This window comes from Frateuria edaphi (genome assembly GCF_021117405.1).
GTDB classification, from domain to species: domain Bacteria; phylum Pseudomonadota; class Gammaproteobacteria; order Xanthomonadales; family Rhodanobacteraceae; genus Frateuria_A; species Frateuria_A edaphi.
In genome coordinates, this window is record NZ_CP088251.1 from 945,637 (window position 1) to 970,056 (window position 24,420).

Consider the following 24,420-nt stretch of genomic DNA (forward strand, 5'->3'; position numbering starts at 1 on the left):
AGCGCCCAGTCTGGGGCCGGGCTCATCCTTCCCGCAACAACCGCATCGGCGAGGTCCGGGTGACCCGCCGCGTGCCCGCCAGTCCGAGCAACATGATCACCGCGGCAGCCAGCAGCGCAGCACCCGCCAGCGGCGCCAGCGGTGGCATGAAATCGTCAAGCCGGAACACCGCTCGCCCCAACCACCAGCCCGCGACGGCGGCGCCCAGCGCCGCCGTCAGGCCGGCGATCAGGCCCAGCAGGGCGAACTCGCAGGCCGCCGCCAGCCGCAACTGGCCACGTCGCGCGCCCAGCGTGCGCAGCAGCGCGGCTTCGTGCCGGCGCTCGGCCGCGCTGGTGGCGAGCGCCGCGGCCAGCACCAGGGCGCCGGCCAGCAGGCTGAACCCGAGCACCCAGCGCACCGCGCCGCCGACCTGGTCGACGATCTCACGCACCCGGTCCAGCAATGCATCCACGTCCACCAGACTGAGGTTGCTGTAGTCGCGCGACAGTTTCGCCAGCGCCTCGGCATGACCGCGCGGCAGGTAGAAACTGGCCAGCCAGGTGTGCGGCAGTCCGCTCGCATGCGCCGGGTCCAGCAGCAGGAAGAAGTTCACCCGGAACGAACTCCAGTCGACCTGGCGCACGCTGCCGACAGTGGCTTCGAGCGAGCCTTCGCCCACGTCGAAGCGCATGCGGTCGCCGGGCTTCAACGCGAACATGTCGCGCCACATGGTGTCCACCGATACCTCCGCCTGCGGTGGGCGCGCGCCTGCCCAGCGGCCGGCGATCACCCGGTTGGACGGCGGCAGCGTGCCGGTCCATGAGAGCCGGAGCTGGCGGTCGACCCATTCCTTGGCGCGTGGGTCGGCGAAATGCAACTGGTCCACCGGCTTGCCGTTGATCGCGGCGAGCTTGCCCACCGCCAGCGGCAGCATGTTGAGTTCCTGCGCGCCCAGTTGCTCCAGGCGCCGGGTGAAATCGGCGCGCTGGTCGTCCTGCAGGTTGAGCACGAACCAGTTGGGCGTATCCGGCGGCAGCTCGCGGCGCCAACCTTCCAGCAACGCGGGCGCGACCACCGCGAGCAACAGCAGGGCGACCAGGCCGAGGCTGAGTGCAGTGGCCTGCACCGTACTCAGGCCCCGCCGCCGCGCCAGTGCGGCCAGCCCCAGCCGTAGCGCCGGATGCGCTCCCGGTGCGATGCGCCGCGCGAACCACAGCAGGACCAGCGCGAGCAGGGCGGCGAGTACGGCGACGCCGAACAGGCTGACAGCCAGGATGCCGGCCAGTTTGGCCGAGCCGCTCTGGCTCCAGATCAGCGCCAGCGCAACCAGCGCCGGTGCCAGATACAGCATGTCGACGCGGCGCACGCGACGCGCCATGCTGGCGCGGAACACGGCCACCGGCGGCACCTCGGCCAGGCGGGCCAGTGGAGGCAGCGCGAAGCCGATGAGCACCGCCAGACCCATCGCCGCGGCGCCCAGCGCCGGCAAGAGTGGCAGGGAAGTAGGCACGTGCACGAACGTGGCGCCGGCCAGGCGCCAGGCGCCTTCGGCCAAGCCCCAGGACAACAGCACGCCCAGCGCGGCCGCCGGCAGCGCAAGCGCGCCCAGGGTCGCCAGCAACAGGGCGAGCACGCGGGAGCGTGCGGTCCCCAGCGCCCGCAGCAGGGCGATCTCCGGGGTCTTGCGCCGCGCGTAGCGCTGCGCCGCCAGTGCGATCGCCACGCCGGCCAGCAGGGCCGACAGCAACGCGGTCAGGCGCAGGAACGCGCCGGCGCGGTCGAACGCGTTGCGCATGCGTTCCTGGGTCTGTTCGGGCGTCACCAGGTCCGCGCCCTGGGGCAGGGGTCGCCCCTTGACCCAGGCGAGCCAACTGCCGACCGCCGCGGGCGTCCCGGCGACGAGAAGACGGTGGCGCGCACGGCTGCCCACGCCGAGCAGGCCGGCGCGCCGCGCGTCGGCCAGGTTCATCAGCGCGCGAGGGGCCATGGCCACCAACTGGCCGCCGTCGGGCTGGCTCACCAGTTCGGCCGCGACAGTCAGCTCTCGGCCGCCCAGCTGCACGCGGTCGCCCACGGCAAGGCCGAGAGCGACCATCGCGCGATGGTCCAGGTACACGGTGCCGGCCGCCGGGCCATGACCCGCGGAGGAGTCGCCATGCGCGGCAAGCTCCAGTGTGCCGCGCAGCGGCCAGGCGCCATCGACCGCGTCGACGTCGAGCAACTGGCCGCGCTCGCCGGCGAAAGCCACGCTTGGGAACCCGGCGCTGCGGGTCACCGCCAGATCGCGCTGACGCGCTTCGTCGGCGTAGCCTTGCGGCACCGTCTGTGGCGCGGACAGGCCGGCGTCGCCGCCGATCAGCTCCGCGGCGCTGGCAAGCAGGCCGCGTTCGACACGGCTGGCGAGCGTGGCGACGACGCCGAGGGCCACGACGGCCAGCAGCAGCGAGGCGGCCAGCGTGCGCAGTTCCGGCAGGTGCCATTCGCGGCGCAGGGTGCGCAGGGCGAGGCGGAGCAGCTTCATGCGGCGGCTCCGCGACCGGCCGGTGGCCGCACATGGCGGTCGCGAACGGGGTGCATTCCTACAGCGTCGCGGTGCCTCATCGGGCGTCGGCCGGCGCAGCGACGCGGCCCTCCATCAATTCCACGCCGCGGGCGCAGCGCGCGGCCAGCTGCGCGTCGTGGGTCACCAGCACGAGCGTGGTGTGGTGGTCGCGATTGAGCGCGAACAACAGGTCGGCGACGTGCCGCCCGGTGCGCTGGTCGAGATTGCCGGTGGGCTCGTCGGCGAACAGCACCCGCGGACCGTGCACGAACGCGCGCGCGATCGCCACGCGCTGCTGCTCGCCACCGGAAAGCTGTGCGGGATAATGGCGCCGGCGCGCATGCAGCCCGACCGCATCGAGTGCTTCGTGCGCCCGTTCGCGCGCATCGTCGCGACCTTCCAGCTCCAGCGGCAGCATCACGTTTTCTTCCGCGGTGAGTGCCGGCAGCAGGTGGAAGGACTGGAACACGAAGCCGACCAGCCGCCGGCGCAGATCCGCGCGCGCCTCCTCGTCCGTCGCCTGGAGCGCATGGCCGTCCAGATGGATGGCGCCGGCGCTGGGCACGTCCAGCCCGGCCAGCAGGCCGAGCAGCGTGGTCTTGCCCGAGCCCGACGCGCCGACGATCGCGAAGCTCTCGCCGGCATGCACCGAGAGGCTTACGCCGGCCAGGATGTCCAGCTTCCCCTCGGGGCCGCGGACCGACTTGCTAACATCGCGGGCCTCCAGAAGCGGTCGGGAAGATTCACTCATGCGTCGAGTCCTCGGGTTGCTGGCCCTGTTGTGGATGGGATGGAGCGGCGCCGCGCTGGCGGCCGCGCCGAAGACGGCCGCGACCAGGACGATACTTGTGCTGGGTGATTCGCTGTCGGCCGCGCACAACATCGCCGCGAACCAGGGCTGGGTGCATCTGCTGGAAGTACGCCTTGGCAAGATGGAGCCACCTTGGCGCGTGGTCAATGCCAGCATCAGCGGCGAGACCACGCTGAGCGGGCGACACCATCTTCCGGCGCTGCTGGAGACGTACAAGCCGAACGTGCTCGTGCTGGAGCTCGGCGGCAATGACGGCCTGCGCGGCCTGCCGCTGGCGGCGATGAAGGACAACCTCGCGGCCATGATCGACATGGCGCACCAGAGGCATGTCAAGGTGCTGCTGGTGGGGATCGAATTGCCGGTGAACTACGGGCCGCGCTACCGCGAGGCGCTGCGCGGCGTATACGCCGATCTCGCGCGCAGCAAAAGCACGGCGCTGGTGCCTTTCCTGCTCGAGAAAGTCGCGCTTGACCCGTCGCTCATGCAGGCCGATGGTTTGCATCCCACTGCTGGGGGCGAGCCGGCCGTGTTTGCCACGGTTTGGGCCAAGCTCGCACCACTGTTACGCTGAAAAGGCTCGCACCCCACCAGCGGGCTCGACAAAAAACGCGTGCTGAATCACGTGTTTATAGCTTTCACACTGCTGTCACCCGTCGGATCGTTAGCTCTTCACATTTGTGAAAACCACCAACGGAGGGACCATGAGCCTGCGCGACGAACAGTCCGGCTTGATCCTGCTGGTCGAGGACAACCGGCAAATTGCTGAGATGGTTGGAGAATTCCTGGAGCGCCGCGGCTATTCGGTGGACTATGCGGCCGACGGCGTCAGTGGGTTGCACCTGGCGGTGTCGAACAGCTACGACGTCATCGTGCTGGACCTGATGCTGCCGGGCATGGACGGCCTGGACGTGTGCCGCAAGCTGCGCAAGGACGCCAAGAAGTCCACGCCGGTGCTCATGCTTACCGCGCGCGACACGCTCGAAGACAAGCTGATCGGCCTGGAAGCCGGTGCGGACGATTACCTGGTCAAGCCGTTCGAGGTGCGCGAGCTGGAAGCCCGCCTGCGCGCGCTGATCCGCCGCGATCGCCGCCAGGTGTCCTCCGAGGTGCTCACCGTCGGCGACATGACGCTCGACACTGCCACCCTGCGCCTGACCCGCGGCGGGCAGGAGCTGACCGTTTCACCGATCGGCCTGAAGCTGCTTGCGATCCTGATGCGCGAATCGCCCCGCGTGGTCAGCCGTCGCGACATCGAGCGGGAGATCTGGGGCGACACGCTGCCCGACTCGGACACCCTGCGCTCGCACCTGTACAACCTGCGCCGCGTCATCGACAAGCCGTTCGACCGCCCGTTGCTGCACACGATCCATTCGGCAGGTTACCGCCTGGCCGACCTGGAAACGGAAGTGGCGACGGCCACCGCCTGATCGAGCGGGGTGAGCATCGCAACAACAGGTATGGACAGGGGATTGCCCAGGAAACAGGGCGGGGGACAGAGGCGGGCCGGTGCGTTCCACCGCCGGCTTGCGCTGATCTTCGGCCTGCACCTGATCGGCGTGGTCATCTGCGTCATGCTGGGTGTGTACGGCGTCGCGCCGCCAGTGGCGATACTGGTGCTGCTTGCCGTCATCAGCGCCCTGGCATGGCTGGCGGCACGGCGGCAATGGCGGCCGGTCGGCCGGCTCGCGCGCGTGATCGACGCCTGGGACGAGGAGCCTGACCTGGACGCGCTGGCGCCCACGCGCCTGTCCGACCAGGCCGACGCCGACGTGGTGACGCTTGCGCGTGGCCTGCACGGCTTTGCCACGCGCATCGCCGGCTACAACCAGCGCGAGCGCAACTTCACCCGTGACGCCAGCCACGAGCTGCGCAGCCCGTTGACGGTGATCAAGATGTCGGCCGACATGCTCACCGACGAATCGGAGCTCAGCAAGTTCGGCGTGCGCTCGGTCAAGCGCATCCAGCGCGCCACGCGCGAGATGGAGGCGTTGATCGAAGCATTGCTGATCCTGGCCCGGGAGTCGGACGTGGGGGCGGGCGAGGAGGAGTTCGTCGTCAACGACGTCCTGCACAAGGGCATGGACGATCTGCAGCAGATGCTCGAAGGCCGGGCGGTCGACCTCAAGATCGAGGAGCCGGCGCGCTTCGCCCTGCGCGCCTCGCCACGGGTATTCATGGTGTTGTGCTGGCAATTGATCCGCAACGCCAGCCAGCAGGCCGACCACGGCACGATCCTGATCACCGTGCTGCCCGGCGCGGTGGCTGTGTCCAACCGCGTGGAGGATGCGCCGGCGATCGACCGGCACGGCTTCGAACTGGCAATCGCCCAGCGCATCAGCGAGCGCTTCCATTGGCCGCTGGAACTGCAGACGCGCGACGGCGGCGAGCACATCGCGAGCATCCGCTTCCCGGAAACGCTGCCGGCCTGAGCGGGCAACCCCTTGCAGGGGCGCGCCTGTGCGCGACCGTGATCCTCCCGGTCGCGCACAAGTGCGCTCCTGCAGGGCGTGAGGCGCTCAGCTCTTCAGCGAGGGCGAAACGGCGAACTCGCAACCGGTCTTGGTCTTCACCTCGTCCAGCGTCACGCCCGGGTGGAGTTCGACCAGCGTCAGGCCCTTGCCCTTCTCGACCTCGAACACCGCAAGATCGGTGATGATCAAGTCCACCACTTCCTTGCCGGTCAAGGGCAGGTCGCACTGGGGCTTGATCTTGGGCGAACCGTCTTTCGCGGTGTGCTCCATCAGCACGACCACGCGCTTGACGCCGCTGACCAGGTCCATGGCGCCGCCCGGACCCTTGACCATCTTGCCTGGCACCATCCAGTTGGCCAGGTCGCCGGTGGCCGAAACCTCCAGACCGCCCAGGATCGACAGGTCGATATGGCCGCCGCGAATCATCGCGAACGAATCGGCACTGGAGAAAAAGGCCGAGCCGGGCAGGGTAGTGATGGTCTGCTTGCCGGCGTTGATGAGGTCGGGATCGATCTGGTCCTCCGCCGGGAAGGGACCGATGCCGAGCAGGCCGTTCTCCGATTGCAGGATCACGTCCATGCCTTCGGGGATGTAATTGGCCACCAGCGTCGGGATGCCGATGCCCAGGTTCACGTAGAAGCCGTCGCGCAGTTCCTTCGCCGCGCGCTGGGCCATCGCCGAGCGGGTCGGGTTTTCCTTGCCGGTATTGGCGCCGGCGACGGTGCGGAACTCGATGCGCTTCTCGTACTTCGCGCCCTGTACGATGCGGTCGACGTAGATGCCGGGCACGTGGACGTTGTTCGGGTCGAGCTCGCCGACCTCGACCAGGTGTTCGACCTCGGCCACGCACGTCTTGCCGCAGGTGGCGATCATCGGGTTGAAGTTGCGCGCCGTCTCGCGGAACACCAGGTTGCCAAGGCGGTCGCCCTTCCACGCCTTCACGATGGAAACGTCGGCGTGGATCGCTTCTTCGAGCACGTATTCCTTGCCGTCGAAGACCTTGGTTTCCTTGCCCTCGGCCAGCTTGGTGCCGAACGCGGTGCGCGTGTAGAAGCCCGGGATGCCGGCGCCGCCGGCGCGCAGCTTCTCGGCCAGCGTGCCTTGCGGCGTGAGGTGAAGTTCCAGCTCGCCAGAGAGCACCTGGCGCTCGAACTCCTTGTTCTCGCCCACGTAGGAGGCGTACACGCGCTTGACCTGGTGGGTCTTGAGCAGCGGGCCCATGCCGAAATCGTCCACGCCGGCGTTGTTACCGACGATGGTCAGCCCCTTGGTGCCGGCGTCCAGCAATGCGCCGATCAGGTTCTCGGGGATGCCGCACAGGCCGAAACCGCCGGCGGCGATCGTCATGTCGTCGAACAGCAGGCCGTCGAGAGCCGCTTTCGCGCTTGCATACACCTTGTCCATAGCAGTGCCTTCCGGATGGAGAATCAGCTGCCAAGGATACGATGGAACGCGGGTGCGCCGCGTCGTACCAAGGTCGTAAGCCCCTCGGCACGGCCCACCGGCGAGCAACTGTACGCGACACCCGCACTTGCAAAGCGGCCAGTGAAATCTCGTGCAGCCGCCCGGTGCCAGCGTCCCACGATTCCCGTGGGAGCGCACCTTGTGTGCGAGCGCCATCCGTCGCGCGTGCGACAGCTCCCCGCCCGGGAAGCCGGCGACGTCCCGTCGTGACTGCGCCCCTTGACGTCGCCGTTCACAAGCGTAAACATAGAATCGTTTACACACGTAAATGGATACCCCGTGGCCATCAGCGAAGCCGAAGCCGTCGTTATGGAAGTGCTCTGGCGCCAGTCGCCACGCAGTGCCGAAGATATCCTGGCCGAAGTGGGTCCCCGCCAGGGCTGGCAGGAGGGCACGGTCAAATCCCTGCTCAACCGTTTGTTGAAGAAAAAGGCGGTCAAGGCCGAACGCGACGGCCGTCGCTACCTCTACACGCCGCTGCTCAGCCGTGAGAAATACGTCTCGCAGGAGAGCAAGGGCCTGCTCGATCGCCTGTTCGGTGGCCGCGTCGCGCCGCTGGTCGCCCATTTCTCCGAGCAGCGCAAGCTGTCCAAGAAGGACATCGCCGAGCTGCGCCGCCTGTTGAAGGAACTCGACGATGAGCACTGAGCCTGCGGATTGGCTGGGGCCGGCTGGCCTGCTGGTGCTGGCCTGCACCGGGGCGCTCGCTAGCGTGGCCCTGCTTCGGCGGCCATGCCGCCGGCTGTTCGGCGCCGAGAACGCCTTTCTGCTTTGGGGCTTGCCGCCACTGGCGATGCTGGCCAGTCAACTCCCGCATCCCGCTGCGGCGGGTCCCGGCGTGCTGTCCGGAGCGGCGTGGGTGGTGATCTCGGCCAGCGACGCCTTGCCACGCGTGCAAGGCGGCGGCTTCGACTGGTACGGGGCGCTGGGATGGGCTTGGCTCCTGGGCGTTGCGGCCAGCCTGGTCCGCGCGGGCGCCGCGCAGTCGCGCTATCGCGCGCGGTTGCGGGGTGCGGTGGCGCTCCCGGATGCGTCGCTTCGATGGCCGGTGCTGCGTGCGACGGACGTGGAAACGGGTCCTGCGCTGGTGGGTGCGTGGCGTCCGCGGATCGTGGTGCCGGCCGATTTCGCGGTTCGCTACGCGGATGACGAGCAGGCCTTGATCCTCGCGCACGAAGCCACGCATGCGCGCCGCAGGGACGGGTGGTGGAGCCTGTTGGCGCAGGTGCTCGCTTCGCTGTTCTGGTTCCACCCGCTCGCATGGTGGGCGCTGCCCGCGCTGCGCCACGATCAGGAACTGGCCTGCGATGCCGCCGTGTTGCGCAAGCGATGCGGCTGCCGTCGCAGCTATGCCCGGGCCATGTTGAAAACCCCCGCCGCGCTGCAGGTGCTGCCGGTGGGATGCAGTTGGTCGTCCCGCCACCCACTCACGGAGCGCATCGCCATGCTGAAGTCGCCCTCGCCCGGTCCCTTTCGTCGACACCTTGGCGTGTTTGCCAGCCTCGCGCTGTCGGCCGCCCTCACCGGCGTGGTCTACGCGGCCAGTACGCCAGCCGCTGGCACGACCCCTCGCGCGGTATCCGGCGATCGCCAATACCAGCTGGACATCCAGCTCGCACTGGGCCGTGTCGATGCCAAGGCGAGCCATGCCGAACGGATCAACGTCGCCTTGTGCATGCCGCCGGGCCAGACCGCGCGGCTGGAGACCCACGGCATCGCACTCGATGCCATCACCCGTCCGCTGTCGGACAAGCGTGTGAGCATCGACCTGGCGGTGCGCGAGAAGGCGGAAGCCGAGCCTGCCCGGAACCATCTAGCGGGGACGCTCAGGCAGCCGCTGCACGCGTCGGGCAAGATCCCTGGCGGGTCCGAGCAGTACGCCGTGGAGATCACGCCGCAGCCGGGCTGTCCGGCCGCCGCGAAAGGCATGGAAGCGCCGGTCACCATGAAGGTCCGAGGCGCCGCCGCGCGCCAGGTGGCCGGTTGGATCGCCACGACCGCGGGCTTCGTGCTGGTCAATCCGGAGGCGATCGACCAGCGTCGGGTGACGCTCGATTTCCAGCAGGTGCCGGCGATGTCGGCCATGCAGTTGGTGGCCGACCAGGATGGCTTGCGCGCGGTGTTCGATGGCCGGCGCGTACGTTTCGAACCGAAGTCGTAGGAAAGTCGCGTTACGGCCGCGCCTGCTGGGATGCCGACGCGGCTGGATATACTCCGGGATCGTCACCGGGAGACATCCAAGTGAAGCCGCTGCGCGTGTTCGCCGCCCTGACCGCCCTGGGGATCGCCGCCATGAGCCATGCCGCCACCACGCCCGTCCTGATCGTCCACGGCGGGTCGGGGGTCATCCGGCGCGACATGAACCCGGCAAAGGAAAAGGAAGTCCGGGCGGCGCTCGCCCGCGCGCTCCAGAGCGGCTACGCGCAGCTCAAGGCGGGCAAGCCGGCGCTCGATGGCGTCACCGCGGCGTTGACCGTGCTGGAGGACGACCCCAATTTCAACGCCGGCAAAGGCTCGGTGTTCACCCACGACGGTCGCAACGAGCTGGACGCGGCGATCATGGACGGTGACACCCTGCGCGCCGGATCGATCGCCGGCGTGCACCGTGTGAAGAACCCGATCTTGCTGGCGCGCGCAGTACTGGAAAAATCGCAGCACGTGATGCTGGTCGGGGATGGTGCCGAGGCGTTTGCGCGGGAAGTGGGGGTTGCGCTGGTCGATCCGTCGTATTTTCGTACCGAGCAACGCTGGCAGCAGTTGCAGAGGGCGCTGAAGGAAGATCGCGAAGGCAGGCCGCATTCGGACGTGGAGACGGCCAAGCATTTCGGCACCGTCGGCGCCGTGGCGCTGGATGCACAGGGCCATCTGGCGGCTGGCACCTCCACCGGTGGCATGACCGACAAGCGCTGGGGCAGGGTGGGCGATTCGCCGATCATCGGCGCGGGTACCTATGCCAACGCAGATTGCGCGGTCTCCGGCACGGGCTGGGGCGAGTTCTATCTTCGCACCGTGGCGGCGCACGCGATCTGCATGCGCGTATCGCTGATGCACGTGCCGCTGGAGCGCGCCGCTGCCGAGGTGATCAACCAGGAGATCCCCGCGATGGGTGGCAACGGCGGCGCCATCGCACTGGATGCGAAGGGCCACATCGCCATGCCGTTCAATACCGACGGCATGTATCGCGGCTGGATCGGTGCCGATGGCGTGCCGCACGTGGCGATCTACGACGATGAGCCGGACCCGGGTGCGGCGCAGCAGGAGGAGGGCGGCGAGTAGGGCTGGCGACGGGTTTGGGCTCCAGCGTATTGGCTACCGACACCGGTTCCCACCCGTTTGGAGGGGAGGAGCCATGAACCATCTTCTGGACCCCCGCTTGAAGGGGAGGCCACCGAAATCCGCACCCTGAGGTCCTCCCCCCTCAAGGGAGGGTCAGTGGGCGGGGGTTTACCTCGCCTCGGGCGGTACCTGTCGCTTTCGAGTGGCTACAATGGACCCGAGCATGGCAGGCGGCCCAGTGGTCGCATGAGCCGGCTGTACCATCCACACGCCCCTGGAGCACCGATGTCCATTTCGTTGATCGCCGCACTGGATGAGAACTTCGCCATCGGTCGCAAGGGGCAGCTGCCCTGGCATCTGCCGGACGACCTGCGCTGGTTCAAGCAGCTGACGCTCGGCAAGTACGTGCTGATGGGCTACAACACTGCAGTGGCGATCGGCCGGGCCTTGCCGGACCGGCACAATCTGGTGCTGTCGCGACGCCACGAGGCGCCGTTCCCGGGCCAGATCGCCGTGCGGTCGCTGGAGGAGGCCCAGGCACGCGCAGGCGGCACCGGCCTGATGGTGATCGGCGGTGGCCAGGTCTATGCAGCGGCCCTGCCGCATGCGCGACGCATGTACCTGACCTGGGTCAGCGCGGCCGTCGAGGGCGCCGACACCTTTTTTCCCGGTATCCACCTGCGCGACTGGACCGAAGTCGCACGCACCCACCACAAGGCCGATGACGAGCACGAGTACAGCTTCGACATGGTCGAGTACGTGCGCGAATCCTGAACCCGTTGGCTGCTCATGCCATGCACGTGATGGCGGGTGTATTGATCGACCCGGCTGGCTGCGTACTGCTCGCGCAACGGCCTCCTGGCAAACACCTGGCCGGCATGTGGGAGTTCCCCGGCGGCAAGCTGGAACCGGGTGAATCTCCGGCGGCGGGCCTGGTGCGCGAATTGCGCGAGGAACTGGACGTCGAGGTCGACCCGGACAGCGTCACGCCGTTGATCCAGGTGTCCTGGAACTACGGTGAACGCGCTCTGCTATTGGACGCCTGGCGTGTAGACGCATGGCAGGGGACGCCACGCTCGATGGAAGGACAGGCGCTGCAATGGTGCTTGCCGTCGGATATCGCGCTGTCGATCCTCGCGCCCGCGGACAGGGAGATTCTCAAAACCCTTTCAGAGGTGCCCGCGCAACCCTTGTAGGAGCCCATTCATGGCCGATGCTCTTGGGCGCGGGCGCTGGAAAAGCGTCGCCTAAAAGCGAGCGGACTCCTACGAAGAGCGGGCCGCGGCCGCGTCGGCCTGCGCCGCCAGCGCGAGATATCGCCGATGCAGCGCTTGCACATGGGCATCGAGCGCCGCTTCGCTGCTGCTGTTGTCGATCACGTCGTCCGCCAGCGCCAGTCGTTCGGCCCGGCTGGCCTGCTGCGCCAGCATCCGTTCGGCAAGCGGGCGATCGATGCCATCACGGGCGATCAGGCGTTCGAGTTGCACCTGTTCGGGTACGTCCACCAGGAGGATGCGGTCGAGCCAGCGGTAGTGGGCGATGTTCTCGGCCAGCAACGGAATGGCCAGCAGGCAGTAGGGCGCGGTTTCGGTCAGCGCGTGCTGGTGCAGCCACTCGCGCACGCGCGGATGGATGATCGCTTCCAGCGCCTGCCTTGCCGTGGCGTCGGCGAACACGCGACGGCGCATGGCCCCGCGATCGAGGCGTCCCTGTGCATCGAGCACTTCCGGACCGAACGCATCGACGATCGCCGTCAGGCCATCGCTGCCGGGTTCGACCACCACCCTCGCGGCCACGTCCGCATCGTGTACCGGCACGCCCAGCGTCTCGAAGCGCCGGGTGACCGCGGTCTTCCCGGCAGCGATGCCGCCGGTCAGGCCCACCACGTAAGCGTGGCGCGCGTTCACCGCAACCCGGTCAGATGCAGGTAGCCCTGCAGCAGCGGCTCGCCGGCAACGAACCAGATCCAGCCGGCCATCGCGATGAACGGGCCGAAGGGCATCGGCATCTCGCGGCCGTGCTTGCGCAGGGCGATCAACAGGCCGCCCACCACCGCGCCAACCAGCGACGAGAGCAGCACTACCGGCAGCAGTGCACCCGGTCCCATCCATGCGCCCAGTGCAGCCAGCAGCTTGAAATCGCCGTAGCCCATGCCTTCCTTGCCGGTAAGCAGCTTGAACAGCCAGTACACGCTCCAAAGGCTCAAGTACCCCAGTGCCGCGCCAAGGATGGCCGATCCCGGCAGCACGAACATCGGCAGCAACGACAGCAGCAGGCCGAGCCACAGCAGCGGGAGGGTGAGCTGGTCGGGGAGCAGCTGGGTGCGGAAGTCGATGCCTGCGGCGGCGATCAGTATCCAGGTGAACACCAGCCCCGCCAGCGCCGACCAGCCGGGCCCGAACTTCCACACCACCAGCATGCTCAGCACGCCGGAAAGGCATTCCACCAGCGGATACTGGATGGATATCGGTTCCCGGCAATAGCGGCAGCGCCCGCGCAGCAGCAACCAGCCGAACAGCGGAATGTTGTCCCCCGCCGACAACGGATGCTTGCAGTGCGGACAGTGCGAGGCTTCGCGCACGATACCTGGCGGCAGCGGTTGGTCCGCGACTTCCAGCGCCAGCTCTTCCTGCGCCTCGCGTCGCCACTGGGCTTCCAGCCGCGCGGGCAGGCGCAGGATCACCACGTTGAGGAAGCTGCCCACCAGCAGGCCGAGCACGCCGGCAAAAACGAGCCAGAGCCAAAGCGGAAGTTCGAGCATGCTTAGTCCGATGAGCGGCCGCCATTGAAGAGCGAGGCCGTGGATGGCCGCTTCCGATGTTGGCCCGAAATTGTTCTACAAGCCCCTCGCGCGCCGGTCAGCCGCGATCAAGGACGATCGCACAGGAAACTGCTTAAACGGTGCCGGCCAGCTTGAAGATCGGCAGGTACAGCGACACCACCATGCCGCCGACCAGCACGCCCAGAATCACCATAATCAGCGGTTCGAGCAGAGTCGACAAAGTGTCGACGGCATTGTTGACCTCTTCCTCATAGAACTCGGCGACCTTGAACAACATGTTGTCCAGAGCGCCGGATTCCTCGCCGATGGCAGTCATCTGCACCACCATGTTGGGGAACAGGCCGGTCTGTCGCATCGAGAGCTGGAGCTGGTGGCCGACCGCGATGTCGTCGCGCATTCGGTGGACCGCCTCGGAATACACCACGCTGCCGGTCGCGCCGGCCACGGCATCCAGCGCCTCCACCAGCGGCACGCCGGCGCGGAAGGTAACGCCCAGCGTGCGAGCGAAACGCGCGATCGCGGATTGGCGCAGGATGTTGCCGATCACTGGGAGCTTGAGCATGAGGCGATCGAGGAAGTGGGCAAACTTAACCGAGCGCCGCTTGCCCATGACAATTGCTACCACGCCGCCCACGATCGAAGCGATCACGACCCACCAATAGGCCTTCATGAATTCCGAGGCGCCGATGACGATCTGCGTGGGAGCAGGCAGTTCCGCACCGGCGTCCTTGAAGGTTTGCGCGAACACCGGCACCACGAACAGCAGCATGATCATGCTGACCAGCAACGCCACCGCCAATACCATCACGGGGTAGAACAGCGCCTTCTTGATCTTGGCTTTGATGCCTTCCATCCGCTCCTTGTAGGTGGCCACGGTGTCCAGCACCGTGTCCAGCACGCCGGCCGATTCGCCGGCGCGGACCAGGTTGCGGTAGAGCTCGTCGAACTGCACTGGGTACTTGCCCAGCGCTTCGTGCAGGGACGCGCCACCCTCGATGCCCTGCTTGACGTCCGTGATGATGTTCTTGAACCGGACGTTCTTCTGGCCGTCGGCGATGATCTCGAACGACTGCACCATGGGCACGCCCGAGGCCATCATCGTGGCGATCTGCCGGCTGAAGATGGCCACGTCGCGCGGCTTCACCGTGCTTCCGGTGGATCCGAACATCGGCTTGGACTTCTCGCGCACCGTCTGCGGGTTCATGCCCTGGCGGCGCAGCTCGGCCTTGACCAGCGACGCGTTCTTCGCCGGCATCTCGCCCTTCATGCGCTTGCCACGCTTGTCCAGCGCGACCCAGTCGTACATGGTCATCCTGCTGACCTCGGCGCGCTGGGCGCCCAGGTTCGCGTTCTTGGCAATTGCGTTAGCCGTAGCCATGCCCGATTCCCCCGGTGGTTCGATTCGCGACCGCCGCTCGCGCGGCCGGTCGTCGGTAGAGCTTATGCCAAATCTGGCGGATCATTTCGTGGCGCCCCGCGCAACTTCGGCTCTTGCGGGACGACCGCTCCCCTTTTCAATCCTTGGTGACGCGGTCGATCTCGGCCAGGCTCGTGACGCCAGCCTTGACCTTTAGCAGCGCCGAGGCGCGCAGGTCGTTGATGCCGCTTTTGCGCGCGACCTCCCCGATCTGCAACGCATTGCCGCCCTGCAGAACGATCTTCTGGATGTCCTCGCTCATCGGCATCACCTTGTAGATGCCCACGCGGCCCTTGTATCCCTCGTTGCAATGATCGCAGCCGACCGCCTCGTACAGGGTGATGCCCGCATCGATGTCTTCCTGGCTGAAACCGGCTGCGAGCAGCACGTGCGGAGGCAGGGTTTGCGGCCTCTTGCAGTCGTGCAGGCGACGGGCCAGGCGCTGGGCGATCACCAGCGTCACCGACGATGTGATGGAGTAGGGCGGGATGCCCATGTTCATCAGGCGCGCGATGGTCTGCGGCGCGTCGTTGGTGTGCAGAGTGGAGAGCACCATATGGCCGGTCTGCGCTGCCTTGATCGCGATCTCGGCGGTTTCCAGGTCGCGGATTTCGCCGACCATGATCACGTCCGGATCCTGGCGCAGGAACGAGCGCAGCGCCGCGGCGAAAGTCATGCCGCGCTTCACGTTCTGCTGGACCTGGTTGATGCCCTCGACGCGGATTTCGACCGGGTCCTCGACGGTGGAGATGTTGCGCTCCGGCGTGTTGAGGATATTGAGCGCGGTGTACAGCGACACCGTCTTGCCCGAACCGGTAGGGCCGGTCACCAGCACCATGCCGTAGGGCTTGTGGATGGCGTCCAGGTAGAGTTTTTTCTGGGCTTCCTCGTAGCCGAGCTTGTCGATGCCCAGCTTGGCCGAGGAGCTGTCCAGGATACGCAGCACGATCTTCTCGCCGAACAACGTGGGCAGCGTGCTCACGCGGAAGTCCATCGAGCGGCTCTTGGAGAGGTTCAGCTTGATGCGGCCGTCCTGCGGTACGCGGCGCTCGGCGATGTCCAGACCGGCCATCACCTTGAGGCGCGAGGAAATGCGGCTGGCCATCTTCATCGGCGGGTTGGCCACCGGGCGCAGCATGCCGTCCATGCGCAGGCGCACGCGAAAGTTGGTTTCGAACGGCTCGAAATGGATGTCCGAGGCGCCGCGGCGGATCGCATCGACCAGGATCTTGTTGACGAACTTGACCACCGGCGCGTCGTCGCCGCCGGTGGCATCGATGCCGGTGCTGTCGGTCGCTTCCTCGTCGGCGGTCTCCAGCGACAGGTCGTCGAACTCGTCGCTGCCCATCTCGGGCATGGCCGCGTTGGCGGTCGCCAACGCGTTGTCGATGGCGCGGGAGAGCTGGCCGCGCTCGACCAGGATCGGTTCCACCATGCAATTGGAGTGGAACTTGATCTCGTCCAGCGCGTGCGACTGCATCGGATCGGCGATGCCCACGAACAGGCGCTTGCCGCGCTTGAACAGCGGCAGCGCCTGGTGCTTGGTCATCAGCGCCTCGCTGATCAGGTTCACCGGCATGGACGCTGGCGCCACAGCACTGACATCCATCATCGGCATGCCGAATTCGGCCGAGGCAACCTGCGTGAGCTTGGCGCTTTCCACCAAGCCGTGGTCCAGCAGCCAGGCCGCCAGCGAGGCTTTCTTCTCAGCCGAATCGGCGACCGCCTTGCGGACATCGGCCTCCGGCAGCACGCCTTCGGACACCAGGCGACGCGCCATGCCGGTCAGGCCCGCGAGCGACGGTTGCAATTGGGATGACATGGTAGATTCCGGCCTTAAGCCCCCTAATTGACAAGGAATTTACCTTAGAAATGCCGCGCGGTCATCTGCTGGCGCGCGGGCCGCAAGACGCGCCCCGGAAGCCGCCAAAGCCGTCACGAAAGTGATCGTCGGCAGCGTGCCGCGCCTGCCGCCGGCAACCGTGCCGGCCGTGCCGCAGTCGGCAGATCCGGCCGGGCGGGCAGCGCCACGGCGACCTGAGCCGCTGCGTGGCGCGTTATCATCGCCCGATACCCGGGGGAACGTTCCTTGACACGCCTGAGCATCATCCTGCCCGCGAAGAACGAAGCGGCGGCACTGGCCCGCCTGCTGCCGGCCCTGCGCACGGCCCAGCCGGATGCCGAGATCATCGTTGTGGACGACGGTTCGACCGACGACACCCGCGAAATCTGCGCTGCCAACGCCGTGGATTGCCTGTCTTCCCCGTATTCGATGGGTAACGGCGCGGCAATCAAGCGCGGCGCGCGCGCGGCGCGGGGCGAATGGCTGGTCTTCATGGACGGCGACGGCCAGCACGACCCGGCCGACATCGATCGGCTGCTGGTCCGGTTGCAGGAAGGTTACGACATGGCCATTGGTGCGCGCGACTGGGGCAGCCAGGCCGGCGTTGGCCGCGGCTTGGCCAACACTCTGTACAACTGGCTGGCCACGCGCATGACCGGTCATGCGGTCCTGGACCTCACCTCCGGCTTCCGCGCCGCGCGTGCGGAAAAATTCCGAGAGTTCCTGTACCTGCTGCCCAATGGGTTTTCCTACCCCACCACCAGCACCATGGCCTTCTTCCGCAGCGCCTACCCGGTCGCCTACGTACCGATCAAGGCCGCCCAGCGCGTGGGGAAGAGTCACATCCGGCCGCTCCGCGACGGGCTCAGGTTCTTGCTGATCATTTTCAAGATCGCCACGCTTTATTCGCCGTTGAAGCTGTTCGCGCCCGCCAGTCTGCTGTTCCTCCTCGTTGGATGCATCAACTACGGCTATACCTTGTACGCAACCCACCGGCTCACCAACATGAGCGCGCTGCTGTGGAGTGCCGCGGTGATCGTGTTCCTCGTCGGGTTGGTTTCGGAGCAGATCACGGCATTGATGTATCGCAGCGACAGGCGTGATTGATGTGGCACGCGAAGTGGCTGCCGTGAATGTCCTGATGACCAGCACTTCGTATCCTTCCGATGCGAGAGACTGGCGAGGCGTGTTCATCTCCCACATGGCGGGGAGCCTTGCTCGCCGCGACGACCTTCGCTTGCGGCTGTGGGCTCCCCCGGGCGCGCTGCCGCAGCATGTGGAGGCAGCCACCACGCCAGCGGAGGCGCAGTGGCTGGGCCGATTGATGGAAGAAGGTGGCGTGTCTCACCTGTTGCGCCAGCGGCCGTGGAGTGGCCTAGGCGCCAGCGTCCGCCTCCTCCGCTGGCTCGGCAGGGTGTTTCGCCGCTTTCCGGGTACGGACCTGTACCACGTCAATTGGCTGCAGTGCGCACTGCCGCTGCCGCACGATGGCAAACCGGCGCTCATCACGATCCTGGGCAACGACATGCAATTGCTGAGGTTGCCATTGGTGCGAGCAGCGCTGGCACGAGCGATGCGTAACAGACCGGTCGCGTTGTGCCCGAACGCCGACTGGATGGAGGCACCGTTGCGCGCCGCGTTCGGCAGGGCGATGGTGGTGACAGTGCCGTTCGGCATCGATGAGCGCTGGTACGCCGTGAAACGCGGAACGCCCACCGCCGCGGTACCACTCTGGCTGGTCGTGACGCGCCTGACGGCAGCAAAGTTGGGACCGTTGTTCGAGTGGTCCCGCCCCTTGTTCGCCGGCCGGCAGCGCCACCTCCATGTGTTCGGCCCGATGCAGGAGTCGATCCAGGTGCCCGATTGGGTGCAATACCACGGTCCGATAGACGGGGACTCGCTGGCGGGTGAATGGTTCCCCCGCGCGAGTGGCCTCATCACCCTCAGCCAACATGCCGAAGGTCGCCCTCAGGTGATGCTCGAGGCAATGGCAGCCGGCCTGCCGATCATCGCCTCGCGGATGCCGGCACATGCGGACATCGTGCAGGATGGCAGTACGGGCCGGTTATGCGGGACCGCGCAGGAATACGCGCAAGCGCTCGATCAGGTGGAGGATGTCTCTCTCAACCGGTCCATGGGGGATGCCGCGCGCGCCTGGGTAATGCGCACGCTAGGCACCTGGGACGACTGCGCCCAACGCTATGTCGACGTGTACAAAGTGCTCTGCAAGGACGCGGTCTCGTGAACGACGCCGTTCTGCTGCTCGGTGCTGGTGGTTTCGTAGGAAGCCGCCTCCTGCCCGCACTCGTCGCGCTCGGCTATCCCGTGCTCGCAGCAAGCCGCACCGCGCTTGCCGCACCAGCATCGGTCGAGCGCTGCGTCGGCGACTTCCATGAACCCCGCGACTTCGCGCCATGGCTTTCACGCTGCCATACAGTGGTGCACGCGGCGGCCGCCTCAACGCCTGGGAGCTCAGCCGCCCATCCACTGCGGGAGCTGGAAGAGAACCTGAGGCCCACACTCGCTCTCCTCGAGGCTCTGCAGGATTTCCCGGCCGTCCATATGGTCTATCTCTCCTCGGGCGGAACGCTCTACGACGAGTCCGTGGCACGGTTCGCCGACGAGGTTGCGCCAACCGCACCGCGCTCCTACCACGGCGCAGGCAAGCTAGCCGCTGAAGCATTCATAGCCGCATGGTGTCGCCAGTACCGGGCCGGCGCCACGATCATGCGGCCTTCCAACCTGTATGGCCCCGGGCAGGCCGGGCGTCCCGGTTTCGGCATCGTTCCCGCGTCCTTCGAAAAACTCCGGCAGGGCCAATCGCTGCACGTCTGGGGCGATGGCAGTGCCCGGCGCGACTATTTGTACATCGACGACTTCGTGAGACTGTGCGTAGCGGTCGTCGAGCGAGGTGCCCCCTCCGGTCCGCGCACCATCAACGCGTGCAGTGGCGAAAGCATCAGCTTGAACGAGCTTCTCGCAACCATGGGGCGAGTCATCGGCATCGAGATCGCGCGCACCTATGACCGGTCGCGTTCGGTTGATGCGCCCGCAGTAAGCATGTGCGCGGACCTGGCGCACCAATTGTTCGGCTGGTCCGCCAGCACCACGCTCGAAGAGGGGTTGGCACGCACATGGGCTTGGTTCAATACCACCCCGGGCTGAATCGTCCTACGACGCCGGTCTGTTCGATATGCATCGCGAACTACAATGGCGAACGGATGCTAGCCGAATGTCTCGATTCGGTCCTGTCGCAGCAGCCTGCGAGACCCATCGAAATCATCGTCCATGACGATGCCTCGACGGACTCTTCAGTCGCGTTCCTTCGCGAGCATTATCCTCAAGTCGAGATATTGGCCAGCGCCGACAATGTCGGGTTCTGCATTGGAAACAACCGCATGGTCGAGCACGCGCGCGGGGAATATGTGCTGCTGCTCAACAATGATGCGGCGCTGTACCCGGACGCGCTCGACACCTTGCTCGCAACGGCCGGCGCGGGCGACAGACGCATCTTGACGTTGCCTCAGTACGACTGGGTGAGCGGCACGCTCGTCGATCGCGGGTGCCGTCTGGATCCGTTCTACAACCCGGTGCCCAACCTAGCACCCGGGCGAAGCGAAGTGGCGATGGTCATCGGCGCCTGTCTGTTCCTGCCGCGTGCGCTATGGGGCGAACTCGGAGGCTTTCCGGATTGGATGGGTTCGATCGGCGAGGATCTCTACCTGTGCTGCCGCGCGCGTTTGACCGGCGCTGGTGTGTCCACGACTGCCAACAGCGGCTATCGGCACCGGCAAGGACAAAGTTTCGGCGGCAATCGTGTGGACGGCGGAAAAATGCATACAACGTACCTCCGCCGCCAGCTCAGTGAGCGCAATAAGACAGCGACGCTGATTATCTGCACGCCCACCTGGCTGGTGTGGCCACTACTGTTGGCGCACCTGATCGCGTTGAGTCTGGAAGGTGCACTCTTGGCCGGATGGCGGCGCGATCGGAGGATATGGACCTCCATCTACGCGAAAACCTGGCGCAGCGTCGCATCGAACTGGCACGACTGGCTCACGCGACGCCGGCAGGTGCAGGGCGCGCGGCGGATCGGCTTGCGCGACTATTTCGCGCTCTTCGTCCCCGCTCCCCGCAAACTCGTTCTGTTCTTGCGCCACGGGTTTCCGGCCGTGCGTCAGTAGGCAGGCTGCGGTGGCGACAGCTTTGTTGGCCTCGTGGCACCATGCCGGCCTTCGATGCGTGCGCAGGGGGATCATGCCGATACGCATCCCTACAGGGTGAATGACCGATGTTCGACGACAAGTCCATCTTGATTACCGGCGGGACCGGCTCTTTCGGGAAGCGCTATGTAAAGACGCTTCTGGAGCGTTACCGGCCCCGGCGCCTGGTGGTGTATTCGCGCGACGAATTGAAACAGTACGAAATGCAGCAGGCGTTCAATGCCCCATGCATGCGTTACTTCATCGGCGACGTCCGCGACCGGGCTCGCCTTGCCCAGGCGATGCGGGGCGTGGACTTCGTCATTCATGCTGCGGCCCTGAAGCAGGTGCCTGCCGCCGAATACAATCCCATGGAGTGCATCAAGACCAATATCTACGGCGCCGAGAATGTCATTCATGCGGCGATCGAGAACCAGGTAAAACAGGTGATCGCCCTGTCGACCGACAAGGCCGCCAATCCGATCAACCTCTACGGCGCCACCAAGCTGGCCTCGGACAAGCTATTCGTCGCGGCGAACAACATGTCCGGCGGCCAAGACACAGTTTTTTCGGTGGTGCGCTACGGCAACGTCGTGGGTTCGCGGGGGTCGGTGGTTCCATTCTTCAGAAACATGATCGCGCAGGGTGCGCAAGACCTTCCCATTACTGACGCACGCATGACCCGTTTCTGGATATCTCTCCAGCAAGGTGTGGATTTTGTATTAAAGAACTTCGCGAGAATGTACGGAGGCGAGATCTTCGTGCCGAAAATTCCGTCCGTTCGGATCGTCGATCTCGCCGAGGCCATGGCCCCCGGATTACAGCACAGGATCGTCGGCATCCGTCCCGGGGAAAAGCTCCACGAAATCATGTGCCCTGCGGACGACTCCCACCTGACGCTCGAGTTTGAAGACCACTATGTGATCCGGCCGACGATCACGTTCGTCAGCCGCGGCAACGATTTCGGCATCAATCGATCGGGCGAGCAGGGACGACCAGTGCCGCAGGGGTTCGAGTACAACTCGGGCACGAACCCGCGATTCCTCACTGTGGCGGACATTGCGCAGTTCAACAAGCACGCCGAGGATTGACCGATGATTCCTTATGGGCGGCAGGACATCAGCCAGGCCGACATCGACGCCGTGGTCGAAGTCCTGCGCTCCGACTATCTGACGCAGGGACCGATGGTGCCCCGCTTCGAACAGGCACTGGCCGCCTACTGCGGCGTGCGGCATGGGATCGCGGTGAACAGCGCGACTTCTGCCCTGCACATCGCGTGCAAGGCGCTGGGCCTGGGGCCTGGGGACTGGTTGTGGACCAGTCCCGTGACCTTCGTGGCATCCGCTAACTGTGCGCTCTATTGCGGTGCGCAGGTGGATTTCGTGGACATCGACGCGAGGACGGGCAACCTTTCGGTCCAGGCCCTGGAACAAAAGCTGGAGGAGGCCCGCCGCACGGGGCGCCTGCCAAAGGTCGTCGTCCCTGTGCACCTGTCGGGACAGCCGTGTGAGATGGAGCCGATCCGATCGCTTGGAGAGAAGTATGGCTTCCAAATCATCGAGGATGCCTCCCACGCGGTAGGCGGGCGTTACCGCGGGGAGCCGATCGGCAACTGCCGGTATAGCGACATCACGGTCTTCAGTTTCCACCCCGTCAAGATCATTACCACGGCCGAAGGCGGCATGGCGATGACCCAAGACGCCGGGCTTGCCGCCAGCATGTCCCTGTTGCGCAGCCATGGCATCACACGCGATCCGGGGCAGATGACTCACGAACCCGATGGACCGTGGTACTACCAGCAGGTCCAACTTGGTTACAACTACCGCATGACGGAGTTGCAGGCAGCGCTGGGGCTCAGCCAGATGCATCGCATCGACGACTACGTGGCGAGGCGCCACGCCATCGCGGACCGATACGACAGGTTGCTTGCCGGCTTGCCGCTGACCATGCCCTGGCGGCAGCCGGACGGTTACTCGGGGCTGCACCTATACGTCGTCCGCTTGCACCTTGGAGGGTCGACTCGCCGCCACCGCGAAGTGTTCGAGGCAATGCGCGCGCGCGGTATCGGCGTGAACCTCCACTACATCCCCGTGCATACCCAGCCGTTCTACCGTGGCCTCGGCTTCGCCGCGGGCGATTATCCGGAGGCGGAGCGTTACTACACGGAAGCGATGAGCCTCCCCATGTTCCCCGCCCTGACCGACGCCGGACAGGACGAAGTGGTGGCCGCGCTGGGCGAGGCCCTCGCGTCATGAGGCTTGCGGTGATCCCGGCTCGCGGGGGAAGCAAGCGTATCCCCCGCAAGAACATCAAGATGTTCCACGGCAGGCCGGTGATTGCCTGGTCCATCGACGCCGCCAGGCGCAGCCAGTGCTTCGACACGATCGTCGTTTCGACGGACGACGAGGAGATCGCCCGCGTCGCGGAAACGTGCGGTGCATTGGTGCCTTTCCCGCGGCCGGCAGAACTCGCGGGTGATCACGTCGCCACCCAGCCGGTCGTTGCCCATGCCATCGATTGGTTCGTCCGGCAGGGCCTAGCTCCGGACCCGGTTTGCTGCATCTATGCCACCGCACCATTACTCGCGCCGGAGGACATCGTGCGTGGCATGGAGGCGTTGGAAAGCAGCGGTGGCGACTACGCCTTCGCTGTCACCAGCTACGCGTTCCCCATCCAGCGGGCGATCCGTATCACGGGGGAGGGTAGGGTCGAGATGTTCGATCCCGCGTTCTACGGAGTGCGCTCGCAGGATCTGGAACCCGCGTTCCACGATGCGGGGCAATTCTATTGGGGGCGTGCTTCGGCCTGGTGCACGGGCAAGCCGATCTTCTCGCACAACGCGGTCCCCGTGCACTTGCCCCGGCACCGGGTGCAGGATATCGATACGCCCGAAGATTGGGCGCGGGCTGAATGGCTGTTCGAGAGCATGCAGAGCGCCGCGCACGGGAACCATACTTGAACATCGACACAGGACAGACAGCTATGCCCTACAAGACCGAGCAGGAAGCGTTCTGGGCAGGCGAGTTCGGCGACGACTACATTGGCCGCAACTCCAGCGCGAAGCTGCTCGCGTCCAACCTGGCATTCCTCGCTAAAGCGCTCGCGGCCGCGCAGAGTCTCGACAGTTGCATCGAATTCGGCGCCAACGTCGGGATGAACCTGCAGGCCCTGCGGCTGCTTTACCCCGGGCTTGAGCAACACGCAGTCGAGATCAACGCCGCAGCGGTGGCGGAACTGCGCAGGTTCCTTGCGCCTGACCACGTACACCACGCGTCAGTCCTGGAGTTCGCTCCGGCGCGCACCTGGGACCTGGTGCTGATAAAGGGCGTGCTGATCCACATCAACCCGGACTGGCTCGGTAAGGTTTACGATGCACTACACGCGGGCACCGGCCGCTACCTGCTCGTTTGCGAGTACTACAGCCCCACACCGCAGGCGATTACCTACCGCGGGCACAGCGACCGCCTGTTCAAGCGCGACTTCTGCGGCGAGATCCTGGCTCGACATCGCGACCTCCGACTGGTCGACTACGGTTTCGCATACCGTGGCGACCCCAAGCATCCACAAGACGACATCACTTGGTTCCTGATGGAGAAGCATGGCTGAACCGGGAACGCCGCAGCGGCCAAG

At 66.2% G+C, this 24,420-nt stretch carries 23 protein-coding genes and 1 pseudogene; 16 read left to right on the forward strand and 8 right to left on the reverse strand.

Annotation, left to right across the window (positions count from 1 at the left end; genetic code table 11):
- Window positions 1-22: 22 nt before the first annotated feature.
- Both LQ772_RS04365 and LQ772_RS04370 read right to left on the reverse strand, forming a co-directional pair.
- Complete coding sequence (locus tag LQ772_RS04365) at window positions 23-2,503, reverse strand: ABC transporter permease (RefSeq protein WP_231324306.1); 2,481 nt, start codon at window positions 2,501-2,503, stop codon at window positions 23-25.
- 76 nt (window positions 2,504-2,579) lie between these two features.
- On the reverse strand, window positions 2,580-3,275 hold the full coding sequence (locus LQ772_RS04370; RefSeq protein ID WP_231324308.1) for an ABC transporter ATP-binding protein: 696 nt from the start codon (window positions 3,273-3,275) through the stop codon (window positions 2,580-2,582).
- On the opposite strand from LQ772_RS04370, the gene LQ772_RS04375 reads away from it, so the two are divergent.
- The 3 genes from LQ772_RS04375 to LQ772_RS04385 all read left to right on the forward strand — a co-directional run bounded on the left by LQ772_RS04375 (window position 3,274) and on the right by LQ772_RS04385 (window position 5,764).
- The gene (locus tag LQ772_RS04375; RefSeq protein ID WP_231324310.1) at window positions 3,274-3,906 is read left to right on the forward strand and encodes an arylesterase; all 633 of its coding nucleotides are present in this window, start codon (window positions 3,274-3,276) and stop codon (window positions 3,904-3,906) included. The two genes, LQ772_RS04370 and LQ772_RS04375, sit on opposite strands and share 2 nt — an antisense overlap.
- 130 nt (window positions 3,907-4,036) lie before the next feature.
- Window positions 4,037-4,762, forward strand: a complete 726-nt coding sequence (locus LQ772_RS04380) for a response regulator transcription factor (protein ID WP_209619864.1) — start codon at window positions 4,037-4,039, stop codon at window positions 4,760-4,762.
- A gap of 42 nt (window positions 4,763-4,804) precedes the next feature.
- Window positions 4,805-5,764 (forward strand): sensor histidine kinase, encoded by a 960-nt coding sequence (locus LQ772_RS04385; protein WP_231324312.1) that lies wholly within the window; start codon window positions 4,805-4,807, stop codon window positions 5,762-5,764.
- A gap of 87 nt (window positions 5,765-5,851) precedes the next feature.
- Here LQ772_RS04385 and LQ772_RS04390 read toward each other — a convergent pair whose 3' ends face one another.
- Window positions 5,852-6,481, reverse strand: a complete 630-nt coding sequence (locus LQ772_RS04390) for a CoA transferase subunit B (protein ID WP_231325891.1) — start codon at window positions 6,479-6,481, stop codon at window positions 5,852-5,854.
- Window positions 6,482-6,622: 141 nt separating this feature from the next.
- Window positions 6,623-7,426 (reverse strand): annotated as a pseudogene (locus LQ772_RS04395) (CoA transferase subunit A); the annotation flags it as partial.
- Window positions 7,427-7,549: 123 nt separating this feature from the next.
- Here LQ772_RS04395 and LQ772_RS04400 point away from each other — a divergent pair.
- The 5 genes from LQ772_RS04400 to LQ772_RS04420 all read left to right on the forward strand — a co-directional run bounded on the left by LQ772_RS04400 (window position 7,550) and on the right by LQ772_RS04420 (window position 11,742).
- Window positions 7,550-7,918 (forward strand): BlaI/MecI/CopY family transcriptional regulator, encoded by a 369-nt coding sequence (locus LQ772_RS04400; protein WP_231324314.1) that lies wholly within the window; start codon window positions 7,550-7,552, stop codon window positions 7,916-7,918.
- Window positions 7,908-9,431, forward strand: a complete 1,524-nt coding sequence (locus LQ772_RS04405) for a M56 family metallopeptidase (RefSeq protein ID WP_231324316.1) — start codon at window positions 7,908-7,910, stop codon at window positions 9,429-9,431. The genes LQ772_RS04400 and LQ772_RS04405 overlap by 11 nt, the downstream gene beginning before the upstream one ends.
- An 80-nt stretch (window positions 9,432-9,511) precedes the next feature.
- Entirely contained in the window at window positions 9,512-10,546 is a 1,035-nt protein-coding gene (locus LQ772_RS04410) for an isoaspartyl peptidase/L-asparaginase family protein (protein WP_425600824.1), read from the forward strand.
- 285 nt (window positions 10,547-10,831) lie between these two features.
- Window positions 10,832-11,320 carry a dihydrofolate reductase gene (locus tag LQ772_RS04415; protein ID WP_231324318.1) on the forward strand — a complete coding sequence of 163 codons (489 nt, stop codon included), beginning with the start codon at window positions 10,832-10,834 and terminating at the stop codon, window positions 11,318-11,320.
- 20 nt (window positions 11,321-11,340) lie between these two features.
- Window positions 11,341-11,742: a (deoxy)nucleoside triphosphate pyrophosphohydrolase gene (locus tag LQ772_RS04420; RefSeq protein WP_231324320.1), complete on the forward strand. Its 402-nt coding sequence runs from the start codon at window positions 11,341-11,343 to the stop codon at window positions 11,740-11,742.
- Window positions 11,743-11,811: 69 nt separating this feature from the next.
- Here LQ772_RS04420 and coaE read toward each other — a convergent pair whose 3' ends face one another.
- The 4 genes from coaE to pilB form a co-directional block, all read right to left on the reverse strand.
- Window positions 11,812-12,453 carry a dephospho-CoA kinase gene (gene coaE, locus LQ772_RS04425; RefSeq protein WP_231324321.1) on the reverse strand — a complete coding sequence of 214 codons (642 nt, stop codon included), beginning with the start codon at window positions 12,451-12,453 and terminating at the stop codon, window positions 11,812-11,814.
- Window positions 12,450-13,307, reverse strand: coding sequence for a prepilin peptidase (locus tag LQ772_RS04430; protein ID WP_231324323.1), 858 nt, complete (start codon window positions 13,305-13,307; stop codon window positions 12,450-12,452). The genes coaE and LQ772_RS04430 overlap by 4 nt, the downstream gene beginning before the upstream one ends.
- Before the next feature lie 133 nt (window positions 13,308-13,440).
- The gene (locus LQ772_RS04435; RefSeq protein ID WP_275045772.1) at window positions 13,441-14,706 is read right to left on the reverse strand and encodes a type II secretion system F family protein; all 1,266 of its coding nucleotides are present in this window, start codon (window positions 14,704-14,706) and stop codon (window positions 13,441-13,443) included.
- A gap of 136 nt (window positions 14,707-14,842) precedes the next feature.
- The gene (gene pilB, locus LQ772_RS04440; protein ID WP_231324325.1) at window positions 14,843-16,567 is read right to left on the reverse strand and encodes a type IV-A pilus assembly ATPase PilB; all 1,725 of its coding nucleotides are present in this window, start codon (window positions 16,565-16,567) and stop codon (window positions 14,843-14,845) included.
- A 267-nt stretch (window positions 16,568-16,834) separates the two neighbouring features.
- On the opposite strand from pilB, the gene LQ772_RS04445 reads away from it, so the two are divergent.
- The 8 genes from LQ772_RS04445 (at window position 16,835) to LQ772_RS04480 (ending at window position 24,396) form a co-directional block, all read left to right on the forward strand.
- Window positions 16,835-17,695 carry a glycosyltransferase family 2 protein gene (locus LQ772_RS04445; protein WP_231324327.1) on the forward strand — a complete coding sequence of 287 codons (861 nt, stop codon included), beginning with the start codon at window positions 16,835-16,837 and terminating at the stop codon, window positions 17,693-17,695.
- Window positions 17,696-17,729: 34 nt separating this feature from the next.
- Window positions 17,730-18,833 carry a glycosyltransferase family 4 protein gene (locus LQ772_RS04450; RefSeq protein WP_231324329.1) on the forward strand — a complete coding sequence of 368 codons (1,104 nt, stop codon included), beginning with the start codon at window positions 17,730-17,732 and terminating at the stop codon, window positions 18,831-18,833.
- Window positions 18,830-19,753 carry an NAD-dependent epimerase/dehydratase family protein gene (locus LQ772_RS04455; RefSeq protein ID WP_231324331.1) on the forward strand — a complete coding sequence of 308 codons (924 nt, stop codon included), beginning with the start codon at window positions 18,830-18,832 and terminating at the stop codon, window positions 19,751-19,753. Before LQ772_RS04450 ends, LQ772_RS04455 begins: the two co-directional genes overlap by 4 nt.
- Before the next feature lie 56 nt (window positions 19,754-19,809).
- Window positions 19,810-20,772, forward strand: a complete 963-nt coding sequence (locus LQ772_RS04460; protein WP_231324333.1) for a glycosyltransferase family 2 protein — start codon at window positions 19,810-19,812, stop codon at window positions 20,770-20,772.
- Window positions 20,773-20,879: 107 nt separating this feature from the next.
- On the forward strand, window positions 20,880-21,881 hold the full coding sequence (gene pseB, locus LQ772_RS04465; protein WP_231324335.1) for a UDP-N-acetylglucosamine 4,6-dehydratase (inverting): 1,002 nt from the start codon (window positions 20,880-20,882) through the stop codon (window positions 21,879-21,881).
- Window positions 21,882-21,884: 3 nt separating this feature from the next.
- Entirely contained in the window at window positions 21,885-23,045 is a 1,161-nt protein-coding gene (gene pseC / locus LQ772_RS04470) for a UDP-4-amino-4,6-dideoxy-N-acetyl-beta-L-altrosamine transaminase (RefSeq protein ID WP_231324337.1), read from the forward strand.
- The gene (pseF, locus tag LQ772_RS04475; protein ID WP_231324339.1) at window positions 23,042-23,749 is read left to right on the forward strand and encodes a pseudaminic acid cytidylyltransferase; all 708 of its coding nucleotides are present in this window, start codon (window positions 23,042-23,044) and stop codon (window positions 23,747-23,749) included. The genes pseC and pseF overlap by 4 nt, the downstream gene beginning before the upstream one ends.
- Window positions 23,750-23,772: 23 nt before the next feature.
- Window positions 23,773-24,396 carry a pseudaminic acid biosynthesis-associated methylase gene (locus LQ772_RS04480; protein ID WP_231324340.1) on the forward strand — a complete coding sequence of 208 codons (624 nt, stop codon included), beginning with the start codon at window positions 23,773-23,775 and terminating at the stop codon, window positions 24,394-24,396.
- Window positions 24,397-24,420: the final 24 nt, after the last annotated feature.

What these genes read in the sequence shown, in the direction of transcription:
- LQ772_RS04415 (WP_231324318.1), top strand. Translation starts at nt 10,832, where the DNA reads ATGTCCATTTCGTTGATCGCCGCACTGGATGAGAACTTCGCCATCGGT.
- LQ772_RS04420 (WP_231324320.1), top strand. Translation starts at nt 11,341, where the DNA reads ATGCACGTGATGGCGGGTGTATTGATCGACCCGGCTGGCTGCGTACTG.
- pseF (WP_231324339.1), top strand. Translation starts at nt 23,042, where the DNA reads ATGAGGCTTGCGGTGATCCCGGCTCGCGGGGGAAGCAAGCGTATCCCC.
- LQ772_RS04480 (WP_231324340.1), top strand. Translation starts at nt 23,773, where the DNA reads ATGCCCTACAAGACCGAGCAGGAAGCGTTCTGGGCAGGCGAGTTCGGC.
- pseB (WP_231324335.1), top strand. Translation starts at nt 20,880, where the DNA reads ATGTTCGACGACAAGTCCATCTTGATTACCGGCGGGACCGGCTCTTTC.
- LQ772_RS04390 (WP_231325891.1), bottom strand. Translation starts at nt 6,481, where the DNA reads ATGGCCCAGCGCGCGGCGAAGGAACTGCGCGACGGCTTCTACGTGAAC.
- LQ772_RS04430 (WP_231324323.1), bottom strand. Translation starts at nt 13,307, where the DNA reads ATGCTCGAACTTCCGCTTTGGCTCTGGCTCGTTTTTGCCGGCGTGCTC.
- LQ772_RS04435 (WP_275045772.1), bottom strand. Translation starts at nt 14,706, where the DNA reads ATGGCTACGGCTAACGCAATTGCCAAGAACGCGAACCTGGGCGCCCAG.
- pseC (WP_231324337.1), top strand. Translation starts at nt 21,885, where the DNA reads ATGATTCCTTATGGGCGGCAGGACATCAGCCAGGCCGACATCGACGCC.
- LQ772_RS04460 (WP_231324333.1), top strand. Translation starts at nt 19,810, where the DNA reads ATGCTAGCCGAATGTCTCGATTCGGTCCTGTCGCAGCAGCCTGCGAGA.
- pilB (WP_231324325.1), bottom strand. Translation starts at nt 16,567, where the DNA reads ATGTCATCCCAATTGCAACCGTCGCTCGCGGGCCTGACCGGCATGGCG.
- LQ772_RS04375 (WP_231324310.1), top strand. Translation starts at nt 3,274, where the DNA reads ATGCGTCGAGTCCTCGGGTTGCTGGCCCTGTTGTGGATGGGATGGAGC.
- LQ772_RS04380 (WP_209619864.1), top strand. Translation starts at nt 4,037, where the DNA reads ATGAGCCTGCGCGACGAACAGTCCGGCTTGATCCTGCTGGTCGAGGAC.
- LQ772_RS04365 (WP_231324306.1), bottom strand. Translation starts at nt 2,503, where the DNA reads ATGAAGCTGCTCCGCCTCGCCCTGCGCACCCTGCGCCGCGAATGGCAC.
- LQ772_RS04405 (WP_231324316.1), top strand. Translation starts at nt 7,908, where the DNA reads ATGAGCACTGAGCCTGCGGATTGGCTGGGGCCGGCTGGCCTGCTGGTG.
- LQ772_RS04450 (WP_231324329.1), top strand. Translation starts at nt 17,730, where the DNA reads ATGACCAGCACTTCGTATCCTTCCGATGCGAGAGACTGGCGAGGCGTG.
- LQ772_RS04370 (WP_231324308.1), bottom strand. Translation starts at nt 3,275, where the DNA reads ATGAGTGAATCTTCCCGACCGCTTCTGGAGGCCCGCGATGTTAGCAAG.